General features: G+C 61.7%; 18 protein-coding genes. 6 read left to right on the plus strand and 12 right to left on the minus strand.

The genetic code is table 11. The features are described from left to right. Both E3U23_RS12580 and E3U23_RS12585 read left to right on the plus strand, forming a co-directional pair. Positions 1-394: OmpA family protein (locus tag E3U23_RS12580; protein WP_279351629.1), on the plus strand; the 394-nt coding region annotated here is incomplete at its 5' end. Between the two features lie 88 nt (positions 395-482). Beyond that, positions 483-1,013: a superoxide dismutase family protein gene (locus tag E3U23_RS12585; protein WP_279351630.1), complete on the plus strand. Its 531-nt coding sequence runs from the start codon at positions 483-485 to the stop codon at positions 1,011-1,013. 6 nt (positions 1,014-1,019) lie between these two features. Here the strand turns inward: E3U23_RS12585 and E3U23_RS12590 are convergent, their stop codons facing one another. The 7 genes from E3U23_RS12590 to E3U23_RS12620 form a co-directional block, all read right to left on the minus strand. Next, positions 1,020-2,564, minus strand: coding sequence for a spinster family MFS transporter (locus E3U23_RS12590; protein WP_279351737.1), 1,545 nt, complete (start codon positions 2,562-2,564; stop codon positions 1,020-1,022). 38 nt (positions 2,565-2,602) lie between these two features. Then, positions 2,603-3,319 (minus strand): 7-cyano-7-deazaguanine synthase QueC, encoded by a 717-nt coding sequence (gene queC, locus E3U23_RS12595; protein WP_279351631.1) that lies wholly within the window; start codon positions 3,317-3,319, stop codon positions 2,603-2,605. Positions 3,320-3,357: 38 nt separating this feature from the next. Beyond that, positions 3,358-3,756, minus strand: coding sequence for a DUF3617 domain-containing protein (locus E3U23_RS12600; RefSeq protein WP_279351632.1), 399 nt, complete (start codon positions 3,754-3,756; stop codon positions 3,358-3,360). 31 nt (positions 3,757-3,787) lie between these two features. Next, positions 3,788-4,690, minus strand: a complete 903-nt coding sequence (locus E3U23_RS12605) for an Hsp33 family molecular chaperone HslO (protein ID WP_279351633.1) — start codon at positions 4,688-4,690, stop codon at positions 3,788-3,790. A gap of 31 nt (positions 4,691-4,721) precedes the next feature. After that, complete coding sequence (gene argF, locus E3U23_RS12610) at positions 4,722-5,690, minus strand: ornithine carbamoyltransferase (RefSeq protein WP_279351738.1); 969 nt, start codon at positions 5,688-5,690, stop codon at positions 4,722-4,724. Beyond that, entirely contained in the window at positions 5,690-6,883 is a 1,194-nt protein-coding gene (locus tag E3U23_RS12615) for an aspartate aminotransferase family protein (RefSeq protein ID WP_279351634.1), read from the minus strand. Before E3U23_RS12615 ends, argF begins: the two co-directional genes overlap by 1 nt. Positions 6,884-7,014: 131 nt before the next feature. Continuing rightward, entirely contained in the window at positions 7,015-7,719 is a 705-nt protein-coding gene (locus E3U23_RS12620; protein ID WP_279351635.1) for a cold-shock protein, read from the minus strand. Positions 7,720-7,972: 253 nt separating this feature from the next. On the opposite strand from E3U23_RS12620, the gene E3U23_RS12625 reads away from it, so the two are divergent. From E3U23_RS12625 to E3U23_RS12635, 3 genes are all read left to right on the plus strand, one after another. Continuing rightward, on the plus strand, positions 7,973-8,785 hold the full coding sequence (locus E3U23_RS12625; RefSeq protein ID WP_279351636.1) for a TerC family protein: 813 nt from the start codon (positions 7,973-7,975) through the stop codon (positions 8,783-8,785). After that, positions 8,782-9,219: a TIGR01244 family sulfur transferase gene (locus E3U23_RS12630; RefSeq protein ID WP_279351637.1), complete on the plus strand. Its 438-nt coding sequence runs from the start codon at positions 8,782-8,784 to the stop codon at positions 9,217-9,219. The genes E3U23_RS12625 and E3U23_RS12630 overlap by 4 nt, the downstream gene beginning before the upstream one ends. A gap of 81 nt (positions 9,220-9,300) precedes the next feature. Then, positions 9,301-10,887: a GMC family oxidoreductase gene (locus E3U23_RS12635; RefSeq protein ID WP_279351638.1), complete on the plus strand. Its 1,587-nt coding sequence runs from the start codon at positions 9,301-9,303 to the stop codon at positions 10,885-10,887. Positions 10,888-11,006: 119 nt separating this feature from the next. Here the strand turns inward: E3U23_RS12635 and E3U23_RS12640 are convergent, their stop codons facing one another. From E3U23_RS12640 to E3U23_RS12660, 5 genes are all read right to left on the minus strand, one after another. Further along, a complete protein-coding gene (locus E3U23_RS12640; protein WP_279351639.1) occupies positions 11,007-12,377 on the minus strand; it encodes an ammonium transporter in 1,371 nt (456 codons plus the stop codon). A gap of 17 nt (positions 12,378-12,394) precedes the next feature. Beyond that, entirely contained in the window at positions 12,395-12,733 is a 339-nt protein-coding gene (locus E3U23_RS12645) for a P-II family nitrogen regulator (RefSeq protein WP_279351640.1), read from the minus strand. 131 nt (positions 12,734-12,864) lie between these two features. After that, a complete protein-coding gene (locus E3U23_RS12650; RefSeq protein WP_279351641.1) occupies positions 12,865-13,578 on the minus strand; it encodes an endonuclease/exonuclease/phosphatase family protein in 714 nt (237 codons plus the stop codon). A gap of 43 nt (positions 13,579-13,621) precedes the next feature. Next, positions 13,622-14,503, minus strand: a complete 882-nt coding sequence (locus E3U23_RS12655; protein ID WP_279351642.1) for an alpha/beta fold hydrolase — start codon at positions 14,501-14,503, stop codon at positions 13,622-13,624. Between the two features lie 45 nt (positions 14,504-14,548). Further along, a complete protein-coding gene (locus tag E3U23_RS12660; RefSeq protein ID WP_279351643.1) occupies positions 14,549-16,123 on the minus strand; it encodes a peptide chain release factor 3 in 1,575 nt (524 codons plus the stop codon). Between the two features lie 152 nt (positions 16,124-16,275). Between E3U23_RS12660 and E3U23_RS12665 the strand changes: the two genes are divergently transcribed. Further along, complete coding sequence (locus tag E3U23_RS12665; RefSeq protein ID WP_279351644.1) at positions 16,276-16,932, plus strand: hypothetical protein; 657 nt, start codon at positions 16,276-16,278, stop codon at positions 16,930-16,932. The last annotated feature ends 33 nt before the right edge of the window (positions 16,933-16,965 follow it).

Here is a 16,965-nt window from a genome sequence, read left to right on the forward strand (position 1 = left end):
CGATCTGCCGCCTCCGCCGCCGCCGCCTCCGCCGGCTCCGACGTGCCAGCAGGGTCCGTACATCGTGTTCTTCAACTGGGATGAATCCAACATCACCCCGGAAGCGGCCACGATCTTGGATAACGCGGTTTCGGCGTATGCGAACTGCGGAACGGCTGCCGTCATGCTTGCAGGCCACACCGATACGTCGGGTACCGCCAGCTACAATATGGGCCTGGCAGAGCGTCGTAACGCTTCGGTGCGCGACTATCTCACCGCCCGCGGTGTTCCGGATGGCCGGATCAGCAGCGAAGCCTTCGGCGAAACGCAGCTTCGCGTTCCTACTGCCGACGGTGTGCGCGAACTACAGAACCGCCGTGTGGAAATCACCTACGGTCCGGGTTCGGGCATGTAAGCCACGCTGCCAGCCAATTGGAAAAGGGGCCGGAGCGATCCGGCCCCTTTTTCGTTGTTTCTTCGAGTTAGGGAATTGGAGAAGCGAAATGAACACGAAAACAATCAGTCTTTCACTTGCGTCGGCCTTGGCCCTCGCCGGATGCTCGACCATGGATGGAGCGGAGCCTCGCGAGCTAGCAATGGCGAACCTTTCCAACTCAAGCGGCCAACCTGTCGGCACGGCAACGCTTGTCGATTACGGGACAAGCCGAGCGATGCGCGTGATGGTTACGGGTATCCCGGCGGGACCGCACGGGTTTCATCTTCACACGACGGGAACCTGTACCCCGCCCGACTTCCAATCGGCTGGCGGTCACCTCAATCCCGAAGACAACGAACACGGTCGCCTCAATCCGGATGGCAAGCATCTCGGCGATCTGCTCAATATCGATGTCCCTGCCAGCGGCACTCTCACGACGGAAGTTCCGGTCGACGGCACTCCCGACTACTTGATGGAGGAACTGTTCGATGCCGATGGCACGGCGGTGATGATCCATTCCGGTGCCGACGATTATCGGACCAACCCCTCGGGCGATGCCGGATCGCGGATCGCTTGCGGGGTTCTTACTCGCGCCTAACGGTCCTCAGGCGACAGTTTCCCCTGCCGCACGCGCCCGTTCGATAACAGTGGTCTCCGCAATCGGCACCAGCTTGTATGCTACAAGCAGCAAGATGGTGCCGATCGGAGCCGCGATCAGCAGCGACAATACGCCGGTGGAGAGGCTTTGCGTCATCGTCGAAACCTGACCGGCGAGATACGGACCGAGTGCCAAGCCGATTAGTGTTGTCGCGAGGAAAAACGTCGCGGTCGCCGTGCCCCGCATTCTTGGTAGAACCAGGTCTTGCGACGTAGCGGCGGCCGCGCCCAGTGCCGAACTGGCGAACAGACTCAGGGTGAAGTTGAGGAAGTAGAACAGGGCCGCGTTCTGGGTAGTGAATGCGATGATCAGCGGAATGACCGGGGCAAGGACGCCGAACAGAACCACGATTAACCGACCCGATGGGTTGCGCTCGCGCAGCCAGTCCGCCGCTCGTCCACCGAGTATCACCCCAAGGAATCCGCCCAATGCACCGGGACCGCCGATCCACCATCCCGCTACGCTCGGTGCTTCGCCGAGCACGCGAATGGCATAGGGCGCTGCCCAGAAACTCACGGCGTAGGATGAAAACGCAACCATACCGTATCCAAGGATGGTGCAGAGGAACGCAGGCGATCCCCAGATCAGGCCGAACGTCGGCGGATCACGCCGTTTGAGAGACGTCGCCCAAGAAAATACTGCATAATATCCAATGCCGACCGCGATCCATTGGGGAACGTTGCCGGTAAACACCGCCAAGCCCCAAGCAACTAAAGCGATGATAATGGCCGCCACGATGTTTTTGATGAGTGCCCCCGCACCGAAGCGGGCTGCCTGGAAGAAGGTAAAGGGCGGGATCACGGCGAAAAGTTCGCGAACGAAGCCCCGGAAAGGGTCCTTCACCGGCTCGCTGACCATGCCTTCCGACTCTCCGCGGATCGGCTCTTTCAGGGTAAACACCAGGACGGCAAGAAGAATGCCGGGGATGCCCACCGCGAGGAAGGCGGCTTGCCACCCGGCCAGGTTCAGCGGTCCGCCATCGGGATAGCTCGCGTTCCAGCGTTCGACGATCAGGCCCCCGATCAGCAGCGAGATGCCGCCTCCGAGGTAAAGGCCGGAACTGTAGATCGCGAGTGCCGTCGCGCGCATCCGCTTGGGAAACCAGTCGGAAATCAGCGAATAGGCGGCAGGGCTCGCCGTCGCTTCCCCCACGCCCACGCCGATGCGGGCGAAACTCAGGGTCGCAAAGCTGCGCGCGAAACCGGACAGTGCCGTCATGGCCGACCACAAGGCCAGCCCGAGTGTCATCAACCGAACGCGGTGCCAGCTATCCGCGAGTTTGCCGAGCGGGATGCCGAACAGCGCGTAGAACACGCCGAATGCGGTGCCGTAGAGAAATCCAAGATCGTCGTCACCGATACCCAGATCGGCCTTGATGTCTTCCGCAAGGATCGAAAGGATGTTCCGATCGATGAAGTTCAGGACATAGATCAGGACGAGAACGCCAAGCGCATACCAGCTATAGGCCGGCACCTTCCGATCTGGCAGCATACCGGTTTCGCCCGCAGGCGTTTCCGCTATCGGATTGGTCAAGCATTCTCTCCCTCGATCGCCGGAGCATCCGGCGCGTAGGGCGTCGTATCGCGTACCCCGGCTTCAGAAAACCCTTTTCGGCGCAATCTGCACGAATCACAGCGCCCGCAGGCTTTCATATCCGGTGTGGGGTCGTAGCAACTCCAGCTCCATCCCGGATCGAAACCCAGCCGGTCGCACTCGCGCGCGATGTCTGCCTTGCTGAGATACTGAAGCGGCGCATGGATCGTGAACGGCGTTCCGGCATCACCCGATTTCGTCCCGAGACGCGCCGTTGCGGCGAAGCTCGCGATGAATTCCGGGCGGCAGTCCGGATAGCCTGAATAATCGAGGGCATTGACGCCGATGAAAATGTCGCTGCTGCCGGATGTCTCAGCGAATGCCGTCGTCAATGACAGGAAAACGAGATTACGGGCGGGAACGTAGGTAACTGGAATATCATCAGTCACACCCGATTTCGGCACGTCGATCTCGGACGTCAGAGCAGACCCGCCGAACTGTCGCAGATCGAGCGACAGTTCGACATGCCGACCGACACCGAGCTTTTCGACGATCAGCCTGGCCGACTGAAGTTCGCGCGCATGGCGTTGCCCGTAATCTATGGTCAGCGCATGAACGTCGTAACCCTGCTCCTGCGCCAGACCGGCGACGACCATCGAATCGAGGCCGCCCGACAGCAGGATGGCGGCGACTGGTTTATCCTTGGATGCCATTCCCCGGCGCTAAAGCGCCAAGGTTCGGCCCGCAACAGTCACCTGCAGGAACCGACCCGTCGCGCCTCCGCCGCGAACTGGAACGGACGACCGCTCTTGATGCCTTGGCTTTCGATTTGAACGAGCTCGGCATTCTCGCGGCGGATGCTGGTCCGACCGTAACCGTCTCCACGGCACGTGTACTGGACGGTTACGGAGCTCCGGCCATCCTCGACCACGAAGCGGTTACAATCGCTGCGCGGATGACGCAGACGCAGGAACTCCTTGCCCGAGCGGACGCAGAGGCGCCGTTTGGCGGCACCGTCGCGATACCGCAGCTCCCAAGCGCCGGGCGACAGGCTGTCCAGCATTGCGAGGGACGACTGTGCCGCCGCCGGAACGCAGGCCAAACCGGCCAACAATCCGGCAATCGCGAGGGTCTTGGTCTTCGTTTTCATTTCAGTCCTAGAAAGCAGATAGAAGCAGGTTTCACGCCGCGACCGGAAATTTTCGCGAGCAAAACGCGCAGTCGACCGTGATGATCCCCTCATCGTCACGCATCTCGGCTCGCTCCTCTTCCGGAAATTTCATAAGCACGTCACGATAATGTTCGGGACTGCACCGGCAACCGCGGACCAGCGAGTGCCCCGCAATCGTACGGACTTCGGTTTCCTCGTGGAACAGCCGCCATACAATCGCCTCGAGAGATAGTTCGGGATCAAGCAGTTCTTCGTGCCGCAAGGTCGTCGCAAGGGCCATCACGTGCTCCCATTCCGGATGATCGAGCCGCGTGTGCAAACGCTCGCGCCCTTCCTCGCCTTCGGGAAGGTGCTGCACCAGTAGCCCAGCGGCAGAGCACGTATCGCCGTCCAGCCGCACCGCCGTCTTGATCAGCGAAGGCACCTGCTCGGACTGTACGAAATAGGTCTCGCACGCTTCGCCTAGCGTCTCTCCTTCGAGGGGAACGATGCCCTGATAGCGGCCCTGCTTCCCGGCGCCGTCGAAAGTGATGGCGAGGAACCCCTTGCCGAACAAGGCGAACAAGGATGGGTTCGCGCCAAGTTCTGCCAGACGCTCGCGATCGAAATCGACATAGCCTCGCAATTCGCCTGCCCGGTAATCGCACACCAGGAGCCGCACGGTCCCTGCCTCGGTCTGCGCCTGCATCGTGACCTGCGCATCGTCGTCTTTCAGCAGGCTACCCAAAAGCGACGCAATCACGAGAGCTTCGGCCAGCAGAAGCGCGATGGGTGCAGGATAGTCGTGAGCTGAAAGGATCTCCTGCAGCACCGAGTCCAGCCGTACCAGCCGCCCCCGCGCATCGCGGGACGGAATGGTAAAGGCTAGCGGCTTGTCGGAAAAGGTTTCGGCGGCATCTACGTCGTTCGTCATGCCGTCCATATGGGAACGGGATTGCGGTTCTTTAAGAGTGCGGCACGAGCTTGCCGAGCGACCACAGCAGGATGGATTTCTGCGCGTGTATCCGGTTTTCCGCTTCGTCGAACACAAGAGACTGCGGTCCTTCGAAAACGTCCTCGGAAACCTCGTCGCCCACATGGGCCGGCAGGCAGTGCAGAAATACCGCATCGTTCTTCGCGGCTGCCACGATCGAGCCATCGACCCGGTAAGGCTGCATCGCACGGATCTTGTCGTCCGCATGATCCTGACCCATCGAAACCCAGGTGTCCGTGATCAACACGTCCGCGTCAGCTGCCGCAGTGCGTGCATCGCGAAAGACCTCGATCTGCGCATCGCCGGTACGGGCTGTCTCTATGAAGCTCTGGTCGGGCTCGTATCCTATGGGACAGGCGACGCGCACGTTGAACTTCATCAGTCCGGCCGCCTCGATGACCGAGTTCAGGACGTTATTGCCATCGCCGAACCATGCGACATCGAGGCCGGGCAGCGCTTTGCCATGCTCCACAAGGGTAAGCAGATCGGCGACAATCTGGCAGGGGTGCGACCTGTCGGTCAGCCCGTTGATGACCGGTACATGCGCATGATGCGCGAGCTTTTCCGCCTTGGCATGATCGTCAGTGCGAATCATGATCGTATCGACCATCCGGCTGAGCACGCGGGCGGTATCGGCGATGCTTTCGCCCCGCCCCAATTGGCTGGTCCCCGAATCAAGGATCAAGGCAGACCCGCCCAGCTGCCGCATGGCGATATCGAAGCTGACACGCGTCCGGGTCGAGGCCTTCTCGAATATCATTCCGAGCACATGCCCGGCGAGCGGTGCATCGTCGTCCGGCGAACCTTTTGGCCGGCCTTCGCGCGCTGCCTTGCGGTCGATCGCATCGCCGATCATTGCCGCGAGCGCATTGCCTCCAGCATCCGAGAGGTCGAGAAAGTTGCGAACCGCCGGAGCGAGATCGAGCGCCTCGCGATCCATCACGCAGCCATGGCAGGGTCGTAACTTTCCGCACCGGCGGAAAGCTTCTGGAAGAATTCGTCGAACTCGGCGTCGTCCGCCACCAGTGGTGGAAGGATTCGGAGCGTTTGATCACCCGCGGCAACAGTAAGCAATTGGTGATTGTCACGCAGATGCACGAAGAACGGCCGGCTTTCGCCTTTCATGCGAATGCCGAGCATCAGCCCCTTGCCGCGCACGAAATCGAACAGATCGGGATAATTGCCGATGAACTGTTCGAGGCGGCTTCTCAACCGTTCGCCCTTTTGCGTAACGTCGCCGAGGAACGCGTCGTTCGCCACCGTCTCCATCACCGCCATGCCGGCCGCCATTCCCAGCGGATTGCCGCCATAGGTCGAACCGTGGGCTCCGAAGCCCATGCCGCGCGCCGCCTTTTCGGTGGCAAGGCACGCACCGAGCGGGAATCCGCCCCCGATGCCCTTCGCGCTTGCCATGATGTCGGGCTCGACGCCGTAATGCTCGTAGGCATAGAGTTTGCCGGTCCGTGCGACGCCGCATTGCACCTCGTCGAAAACCAGCATCAGATCGTGTTCGTCGCAGAGCGCGCGAAGACCGCTGATGAATTCCTGCGATGCAGGGCGGATACCCCCCTCGCCCTGGATCGGTTCGACGAGGAAGCCGGCGGTCTTGTCCGTCACCAAGGCTTTGGCAGCTTCGAGATCGTCGAACTCGGCATAGTGGAACCCGCCGAGCAGGGGCAGGAAGCCCTTGTGCATCTTTTCCTGATTGGATGCGCTGATCGTGGCCATCGTGCGACCATGGAAGGCGCTGGTGAAGGTAATCAGCTCCGTCCGCTCAGGGTTTCGGGCCTCGTGCTGATGATAGGCACGCGCCGTCTTGATCGCACATTCGACCGCTTCGGCACCGGAATTGGTGAAGAACACCGTATCTGCAAAAGTCTTGTCGACCAGCTTTTGCGCCAGCGCCTCGCCCTGTGGGCTGCCGTAGAGATTGGAAACGTGCATCAGCTTCGCCGCCTGCTCCTGAATCGCATCGATCAGGCGCGGATGCGAATGGCCGAGGAGGTTGACGGCAATGCCGCTGGCAAAATCGAGATACCGCGTGCCGTCCTCGTCGATCAAATGGCAATTATCGCCTTCGACCGGGCGGACGCCGCAACGGGGATAGACGGGCATGAGCGGCGAAATCGACATGAAGCCTCCGAGGGAATGCGAACGGTAAAATCAAATGGCGACTCCCTGCACGAGGGAGCCGCCATGAATGCGTTTGCCAACGATGTATGCCGAGCCGAGCTGCCGGTCAAACCCGCAGCCCGGGCCGGAAATCAATCGGCAGGAACGAGGTTCACCGCTGAATGCTTTCCGCGGCGATCGACTTCCAGGTCGAACTCGTAGCGCTCGCCTTCGTTGAGCCCGCTAAGGCCGGACCGTTCCACCGCGCTGATATGCACGAATGCGTCCGGCTGGCCGTCGTCGCGCGTCAAGAAGCCGAAGCCCTTCATCGAATTGAAGAACTTGACCGTACCCGTGGCTTTTTCGCCGGTAAGCTCGCGACGCGGCGCCGCATCCCGCGAATCGCGACCGGCGGGTGCACCGCCCGAACCGCGCTCGTTCACCGGAACGACGTCGCCGACGATCTGGAGATCCTGTGCCGAGACCTTACCGCCGCGATCGACGAGGTTGAACTCGAGTTCCTGGCCTTCGCCCAAACCTTCGAGACCGGCGCGTTCGACTGCGCTGATGTGGACGAAGATGTCTTCGCCGCCGCCGCCGCGATTACCGCCGCCGAAGCCGCCCCCACCGCCACGGTTGCCGCCGCCGAAGCCGCCACCGCCGCCGCGATTTCCGCCACCGAATCGGTCACCGCCACCGCCGAAACGATCGCCGCCGCCACCGAAGCGGTCACCACCGCCATAGCCGCCGCCCTGCGGTTCGAAACCGCCGCCCGGCCCACCGAACGGATCGAAACTGTCTTCCCCGAAACCGTCGCGTTTGTCCCGTCCCCGACGGCGTCCTCTATCGTAACCCATAATTCAAATCGTACCTTGTCGCGCAGCCCATCTACCCCAGGCCCGGCGCGCAGACTGCAAGTTGCACCGGGTGCGAGCGGGCCCCAGCAAGCTAGCGGACCTGCCCCTCATCAGCTGCAGGCATAACGGCAATTGGCTCATGATGCGAATGTTTTAGTGTCCATTCGCGCAATTCGACACCCGATCGTGGCCCACGGGTTGCCGAATGTTCGAATTTGTTGAAATCGAAATCGGGATTGGGCAACGCACAACCATGGAAATCATGGCCCTGTTGAGCGATCCGGCCGCTTGGCTCGCGCTGCTGACGTTGATCGCTCTCGAAGTCGTTCTCGGGATCGACAATCTTATCTTCATCGCGATCCTGTCGAATAAGTTGCCGGAGCACCAGCAGCAGAAGGCGCGCCGTATCGGCCTCTCGCTAGCCCTGATCATGCGCATCGGTCTGCTCATGCTGATCGGCTGGCTCGTGACGCTTCAGGATCCCCTGTTCGATCTCGGCCTCCGCGGAGCGCCCAACGAATATGGCGAACCGACATTCGAAACGGCTTTTTCGGGCCGTGACCTGATCCTGCTCGTCGGCGGGCTCTTCCTCCTGTGGAAGGCGACCAAGGAAATCCACCATTCGATGGAGCCGGAAGACAATTCGGGCGACATCATGGACAAGACGCCCAGCGCGGTCGGCGCGGCCACGGCCGGTTTCGGCGCGGTGATCCTGCAGATCATCGCCATCGACCTCGTCTTTTCCGTCGATTCGATCCTTACCGCAGTGGGCATGACCGATGAAATTCCGATCATGGTCACCGCCGTCGTCATCACGGTGGGCATCATGATGATCGCAGCGGACCCGCTGGCGCGCTTCATCGAGAAGAACCCGACCTTGGTGATGCTGGCGCTCGCCTTTCTCGTCATGATCGGGGTAGTTCTGATCGCCGACGGTTTCGGCTTCCATGTGCCGAAGGGTTATATCTACGTCGCGATGGGGTTCTCTGTCGGCGTGGAAATCCTCAACATGGTCCAGCGCAACAAGCGGGCACGTGAAACGGCCGCAGCAGGAGCCGAGGCATGAGCGATTTTCGAACCATTACCGGCGATTTCATCGCCAGCCCGCAAATCGCGGCGAGCGATCTCGCCGAAGCGAAACAACGCGGCGTGACCTGCGTGGTGAACAACAGGCCGGACGGCGAGGCACCGGACGAGCCGCAATCGGCCGACATCGAGGCCGCCGCGAAGGAACTCGGTCTGGACTATTGTTACATTCCGGTCGGTCATGCCGGTTTCAGTCTGCAGCAGGTCGAGGCACTGGCGGACGCCCTCGAACAAGCGGAAGGCAAGGTGCTCGGATATTGCCGCTCGGGTACGCGCTCGACCCTATTGTGGGCTATGGCGGAGGCGAAGCGCGGCGAAAGCCCGGATGCGATCGCAGAGGCCGCAGCCGGGGGAGGCTACGACGTTTCTCCGGTGCGCGCGACCATGGACGCTCTGGCGGCGCAAGGGCGCTAACGCCCGAAAGGTCTCTTTCCGAAACGCTATTGCCGGGCGTCCCGCCCCCTCCTAACCTTTCGGCAAAAAGGAGAGGCGGAGATGGATGAATTCGATATCGTCGTGATCGGCGGCGGAAGCGCCGGCAGCGCCGTGGCCGGACGGCTGGCGCAAGCGGGAAGGAGCGTGTGCCTCCTCGAAGCCGGCGGACGCAACACCGGCACGAAGATCACCATGCCCGGGATGCTCGCCATCCCGAACCCCGGTTCGAACTACATGTTCGAGACCGTGCCGCAAAAGGGTCTGAACGGCAGGCAGGGCTATCAGCCGCGCGGCAGGGGCCTTGGCGGCTCGTCGGCCATCAATGCGATGATCTATATCCGCGGCAATCGTTGGGATTACGACAATTGGGCCGCGCTCGGCTGCCACGGCTGGGCCTATGATGACGTCCTGCCCTATTTCAAGAAGTCCGAGCGCAACGTACGCGGCGGCGACGAATATCACGGCGCTGAAGGGCCGCTCTGGGTGTCGGACCAGAAATATCTCAATCCCGGCAGCTATGCCTTCGTCGAGGCCGCCGCGCAGCTCCAATTGCCGCGCAACGACGATTTCAACGACGACACCCAGGAAGGTTTCGGGATCTATCAGGTGACGCAGAAGGACGGCGAACGCTGGTCCGCTTCACGCGCCTATGTCGAACCCTTGCGCAAGTCGCATTTCCTCGATGTCCGCATCGGGGTGACCGTTCAGAAGATCGAAGTCGAAGACGGCCGCGCAACCGGCGTGACCTATTCCGCCGGAAACCGCAGCCGCACAGTCACCGCACGAAGCGGTGTGGTGCTTTCCGCGGGGGCATTCAATTCGCCGCAAATCCTTATGCTTTCGGGTATCGGACCCGCATCGCATTTGAAGGAACACGGCATCGAGCCGCTGGTCGACAAGCCGGCGGTCGGCGCCGACCTGCAGGACCATATCGATTACGTCTCGAGCTGGAAGACCGAGAGCAAGGACTTCATCGGCAATTCGCTGTCCGGCACGGTTAAGATGGCAAGGGCCATGCTCGAACACCGTCGCAGCAAAACGGGCGTCATGACCACGCCCTATGCCGAGGCGGGCGGTTTCTGGAAGGTGATGGACGATGCCCCAGCGCCCGACGTGCAATGGCATTTCGTCCCCGCCATGCTGGAGAACCATGGCCGAACCAGCGTGAAAGGCCATGGCTTCTCGCTGCATGCCTGCGTGCTGCGCCCGGAAAGCCGCGGAACCGTGCGGCTCGACAGCCGCGATGCAAGCCACGCGCCCCGGATCGACCCCAATTTCCTAGACGACGAGCGCGACATGGCGGTGCTCCGCAAAGGCGTGCGCTTCTCGCACCGGATTGCCTCTTCGCCGTCACTCGCGCGGTACGAGCCGCAGGATCGCTATCCGATCGATCTCGACGACGATGCCCAGCTCGACGAACTGATCCGCAACCGTGCGGACACCGTCTACCATCCTGTCGGCACGTGCCGCATGGGATCCGACGATGCGGCAGTGGTGGATACTCGCCTCAAGTCGGGGGACGTCGAGGGGCTGTGGGTCGCCGATGCCAGCATCATGCCGCGCCTCGTATCAGGCAACACGAATGCGCCCAGCATCATGATCGGCGAACGCTGCGCCGATTTCGTGAAGGCGCACCTCGCGGCCTGATCGACAAAAAAGGGGCCGAAGCTTTCTCGCTCCGGCCCTTGAAAGGCGTTGTTCGCAGGAGGAACAAGGGTTGGCGGCGGCACCGGGAGAGGAGAGAAAGGCGCCGCCGCCGAACTGGTTCAGTTGTAGGCGCGCTCCCCGTGTTCGGAGATGTCGAGGCCGTTGACCTCTTCTTCTTCCGAAACACGCAGCCCGGTGAGAAGCTTGGCGACGAAGCCGGCAATGACAGTGCCGATTGCGGCCCAGACGATCGTAACGACCACGCCTTCGCCCTGAATAATGAATTGGGCGAGCGTTCCGGTCGATCCGTCGCCCGGTCCGCCGAGCCACGGCTGGTAGACGATGGCAGTGCCCAGCGCGCCGACGATACCGCCAACGCCGTGGATGCCGAATGCGTCGAGACTATCGTCGTAGCCGAACTTCGCCTTCGCCTTGGCGACCATGAAGTAGCACACCAGCGAAGCGACGATGCCCAGCAGGATTGCTCCGAACGGGCCGCTATTGCCCGCCGCAGGTGTCACCGCGACGAGGCCGGCAATGACGCCCGAGCAGAAGCCCAGCGCGCTCCCCTTGTGACCGGCGAGTCGTTCCAGCACCATCCAGGTCAACGCACCCGCTGCCGTGGCGACGAAGGTGTTGATCATGGCAAGGCCCGCAACACCGTCCGCCTCCAGTTCGGATCCGGCGTTGAAGCCGAACCAGCCCACCCACAGAAGGCCGGTGCCGATCATGGTCATCACAAGGCTGTGCGGCGGCATCGGTTCGGCCGGATAGCCACGCCGCTTGCCGAGCATCATGGCAAGGACGAGGCCAGAGACACCCGCATTGATATGGACAACGGTACCGCCCGCAAAATCGAGCGCGCCGGCATCGAACAGCAAGCCGCCGTCCCACCACACCATGTGGGCGATCGGGAAATAGACCAGCGTCAGCCAGATCGGCACGAACACCATCACCGCAGTGAACTTCATCCGCTCCGCAGTCGCGCCAAGGATCAGCGCGGCGGTGATGGCGGCAAAGGTCATCTGGAAGCTGACGAAGACATATTCGCTGATGACTTCATCGCTGAACGTCGCCGCCGTGCTGTCTGCTGTGGTTCCAGTCAGGAACAGGTTGCCCCAGCTGAAGAAGCTGTTGCCCTCCGGACCGAAAGCGGTCGAATAGCCCCACATCACCCATACCAGCATGGCCAGCGCGGCCGTCGCGCCGACTTGCGTCAGGGTCGAGAGCATATTCTTGGAGCGGGTCAGGCCACCATAGAACAGTGCAAGGCCCGGCAGGATCATCAAGAGGACGAGAATGGTCGAGGTCATCATCCAGGCGTTGTTGCCCGGATTGGCGACGGCGGCTGCCGCCTCGGTGGTCGCGCCGGCGATCGGCGTGCCGACTTCGCCTGCCGCCGTAGCAGCCTCCTGCGCGAAGGCGGCGGTGGCCGCGATGAAGGAACCGCCGAGCGTTGCCGTAGCGGTAAAGAGATTTCGTGGTGTCATGGTGCCCTCCTTGCCGATCACAGCGCAGTGTCGCCGGTTTCCCCGGTGCGGATGCGGGTTGCGCCCGCGAGGTCGAAGACGAAGATCTTGCCGTCGCCGATCGCTTCGGTGCTGGCGACTTGCTGGATGGTTTCGACCACCTGCGCTGCCAGGTCGTCGCTCGTAGCGATTTCCAGCTTCACCTTGGGCAGCATGTTGGTCGAGTATTCGGCGCCTCGATAAATCTCGGTCTGGCCTTTCTGGCGGCCGAAACCCTTGACCTCGGTGACGGTCATCCCGGCAACGCCGATCCCGCCGAGCGCTTCACGCACCTCGTCGAGCTTGAACGGCTTGATGACAGCGATGATGAATTTCATGGCTGAACCCCCTTGTTCCAACGATCCGGGTGTTCCCGGCTTTCGCACCTGCAGCAAAAGCCGTGCCAATATGTTACCGAAGGATTACCGAGGGCGACGAAGGGGGCTTGCGCCGATTTATTGCCTGTTTTTTAAGCAGCTGCCGCGCTTTTGTGCAGGTTCAATGTCGCCACAACAGGCAAATGGTCGCTCGCTACGGCAGACAATGCGGTGTGATGCGTGTGCGCGTCGACGCAGGTCCAGTGCGGCGTCGTGCATATACGGTCGAGATTGGCGATCGGTCTGCGGCTGGGATAACTGCGCCCAGGTGTTATGACGTTCCAGCCTTTGCTAAATTCGCGCATCGCGCCCGTTGCGCGGCCCCATTGGTTGAAATCCCCCATCAGGACGGTGGGCAGATCGCGACGACAGGTATTTACCACGTCGATGAGCGAGCGGATCTGATCGCGCCGCCGCAGCCCGGACAGGTCGAGATGCGTCCCGATTATGCGGATGCGTGTGCCCTCAACGGTAATTTCACCGCACGCCGCGCCGCGCGGCTCCAACGTCGGCAAATCGAGCGGTTCGCCCTCATGCACATCGTACCTACGGCGAACCAGCAACGCATTGCCATGCCAGCCGATGCTGCGCGGCCGCTTGGCAACCTTGACCAGACGCCACGGACTGTCGTCGATATCCTTGCGCGAAAGCGTCGTTTCACGCGCGCCGATCCGGCGGTCGACTTCCTGCAACGCGATGATGTCGGCATCGATTTCGTGCAGCACCGCCATGATCCGCTCCGGATCGCGGCGGCGGTCCATTCCGACGGATTTGTGAATGTTATAACTGGCAAAGGTGATCGGCACGCAGCATTCAATGCGCGAGCGGCCAGCTATGTTTCGCCGCGGCCTAGAGAAAATCTCTCAGGGTCGCCATGAAGCGGTCGAACTGATCGTGATGAAGCCAGTGCCCGGCATTCTCGAACTCGATCACTTCGGCAGTCGAGAAATGCTCCAGCCGCCCGTCGCCCTCCGGATTCGAAGCCCAACTATCGGCACCGTAAAGGAGCAGGGTCGGCGCGGTGATCGCAGCCCACATCTGATGCAGAAATTCGTCCGCCACATCCTCCACGGACCAGACGTTCAGATGCGGATCGAACTTCCAGCTATAGGTGCCGTCCTCGTTCTTGTTGACGCCGTGGACGGTAAGGTGCCGCGCCTGCGCTTCGGTGAGGTAGCTGTTTTCCTCGATCATCCGGCGGAATGCCGCCTCGATACTTTCGTATTTGCGCGGACTGCGCGCCGAGGCACCCCGCTTCTTCCCGATCCATTCCGCCATCCGCTCGGGATAGGGGGTCTCGCGCTGTTCCGCCTGCCGCTTCGGACTGGGACCGAGCCCCTCGATGGCGACCAGTTTGCGCACCTGATCGGGGAATACGCCGGCATAGCGTAGCGCGACATTGCCACCCATCGAATGGCTGACGATCGTCACCGGCCCCCGGCCGAGCTGATGCACGAACTGCGCGAGATCGTAGACCATGTCCGAGACCTGGTAATTGCCGTCGTTCACCCAGTCGCTGTCACCATGGCCGCGATGGTCGAACGCGGTAACGTGCCAGTCGTCGCACAGGCTTTCTGCGACCCAGTCCCAGCTGCGCGCATGATCGCGCCCGCCATGGACGAGGACGAGCGGCGGCTTTTCTCTGCCGCTGTCGTCCTTCTTGCCCCAATCGAGATAGTTGAGGCGCAGGCGCTGAGAAATGAAGGTTTGCGAGGTAGGGCCGTTGAGCATGCGGTCATGTGCCGCGACTAAAAGCCCTCGGCAAGCCCTGTCGGCCTAACGCTCCTTGGTGGCCGAGAAAGTCAGCTCGGGATTCTTTTCCTGCTGATAGCTGACGTCCCACGGGCTTTTCGCCATAAAGACGAGATCGCCGTCGCGGTCGCGCGCGAGATTGGCGCGGTTGAAGCTTTCGAATTCGTCCAGCGCCTTGTCGTCGCCCTTCAGCCAGCGCGCGGTCGCGAAGGGCGACGGCTCGAGTGCCGCTTCCACCTTGTATTCCGCCGACAGCCGCGAGATCAGCACTTCAAGCTGCAACTGGCCGACCACGCCCACGATATGCTGCGCGCCGATCTCCGGGTAGAACACTTGGATCACGCCTTCCTCGGAAAGATCGTCGAGCGCTTTCCTGAGCTGCTTGGTCTTGGTCGGATCCTTCAGTTGGACGCGGCGCAAGATTTCCGGTGCGAAGTTCGGCAGGCCGGTAAAGCGCACCTCGTTCTTCTCGCTCAGCGTATCGCCGACACGCAGTGTGCCGTGATTGGGAATGCCGATGATATCGCCCGGCAAAGCGGTGTCTGCGATCTCGCGATCCTGCGCGAAAAACAGGATCGGCGAATGCACCGCGATCGGTTTCCCGAGCCCGCTAGGGGTCAACTTCATGCCGCGTTTGAACGTGCCGGAGACCTGCCGCATGAAAGCGATCCGGTCGCGGTGATTGGGGTCCATGTTCGCCTGGACCTTGAAGATGAAGCCGGTCACCTCATCGTGGCTCGGCGCGATTTCGCCCTCGTCCGCCGGTTGGGGGCGCGGCGGCGGCGCGTATTTCGCGATCGCGTCGATGATCGTCTCCACCCCGAATTCCTTCAGTGCGCTGCCGAAATAGACAGGCGTGAGATCGCCGTTGCGATAAGCCTCGTAATTGAAGGCGGGATATCCCTCGCGCGCCAGCAAACCGTTTTCGGCGATCCGCTCGACCCCATCGCTTGAAAGATGCTCGGCAAGCGCGGGATCCTCCGGCCCTTCGACCTTCACGGTCTTTCCGCGAAATTCCTTGCCGTCGCCTTCGGGAAGATACAGTTCGTTCTCCTCGAAATCGTAAACGCCCTCGAACAGCCCGCCCATGCCGACCGGCCAGCTCATCGGCGCGGTATCGAGGGCGAGCTTTTCAGCGATCTCGTCCAGCAGTTCGAACGGATCGCGCCCCTCGCGGTCGATCTTGTTGATGAGCGTGATGATGGGCACACTGCGGAGGCGGCACACTTCGAACAGTTTGAGCGTTTGCGCCTCGATACCGGCCGCCGCATCCAGCACCATGATTGCCGAATCGACCGCGGTCAGCGTGCGATACGTATCTTCCGAAAAGTCCTCGTGCCCCGGCGTGTCGAGCAGGTTGAAGGTAATCCCGTCCCGCTCGAACGTCATCACGCTGGAGGTGACGGAAATGCCGCGCTGCTGCTCGATCTTCATCCAGTCGCTGCGCGCCCGCCGTGCCTGCCCACGCGCCTTCACCTCGCCCGCAAGGTGGATCGCCCCGCCGCGCAGCAACAGCTTTTCGGTCAGCGTCGTCTTACCCGCATCGGGGTGAGAGATGATCGCGAATGTACGGCGGGACTGGGCGCTATCGGACGACATGGTGGCGAGCGCCTAGCGGCAGCCACGCCGCGCGTCCACAAGACCTGTTCGCGCGAGAGCGGTTTTGCATGAGGGCTACTCTTCGCGTTTGCCCGCGAACCATTTTTTAAGACGGACGCCAACACAATGTCATGACATCGAGGGGGATCGATATGTGGCATACGATTTTAAAAATTCGTCTTCTGTTCGGTCTTGTTCCGGCACTGGCCGTCGTTCTTTGGGCAGGGATCGATAGCGGCGAAACCTATTACGAAAAATCGCCCGAAGAGATCCGGCGCGCGATCGCCTCGGCCTATCTGCCGGTCCATATCCTGGGCGATACCGTAAAGCGCAGCCGCGTGACGCAGCCTGCAGATGGCACGGTCGTGACCGCGCTATTGGACGAAAACGACGTCGAACTGATGCGTTTCGTCACGACGGTAACCCCCGACGATACAGGGGCGACCGTGAAGACCGACGTCGTCCAACCTGAAGGCAAACATGCCGAACGGGCTCACAAGGCGATGAAGGAGCAAACCTTCGCGATGTCGCTTCTGGAAGTTCTGGCAGAGGAGCATGTTGCCGCCGCGATAGAAGGCCGACCCTTCGACATGCTCGCGTTCAATCCGACGGCCAAGGCACTTGCCGGGCCGATGGGCATGGCACAGGACTTCGACGAAATTAACCGATTGGCCGCCGAGGACGCGGCTTACATGCAGGACGAAGCTTTCCGCGAACAATACGGTGACGATTGGGGGACCACAACGCCATCGAAGCGCGATGGTTGGGGAACCGAAAAGGCTGCTAAAACGGACGGTTGGGGCGACTGACAACCAGCCGCCCATCCTTCCATTCCGTCACAG

The organism is Erythrobacter litoralis (genome assembly GCF_029760855.1).
Classification (GTDB): domain Bacteria; phylum Pseudomonadota; class Alphaproteobacteria; order Sphingomonadales; family Sphingomonadaceae; genus Qipengyuania; species Qipengyuania litoralis_A.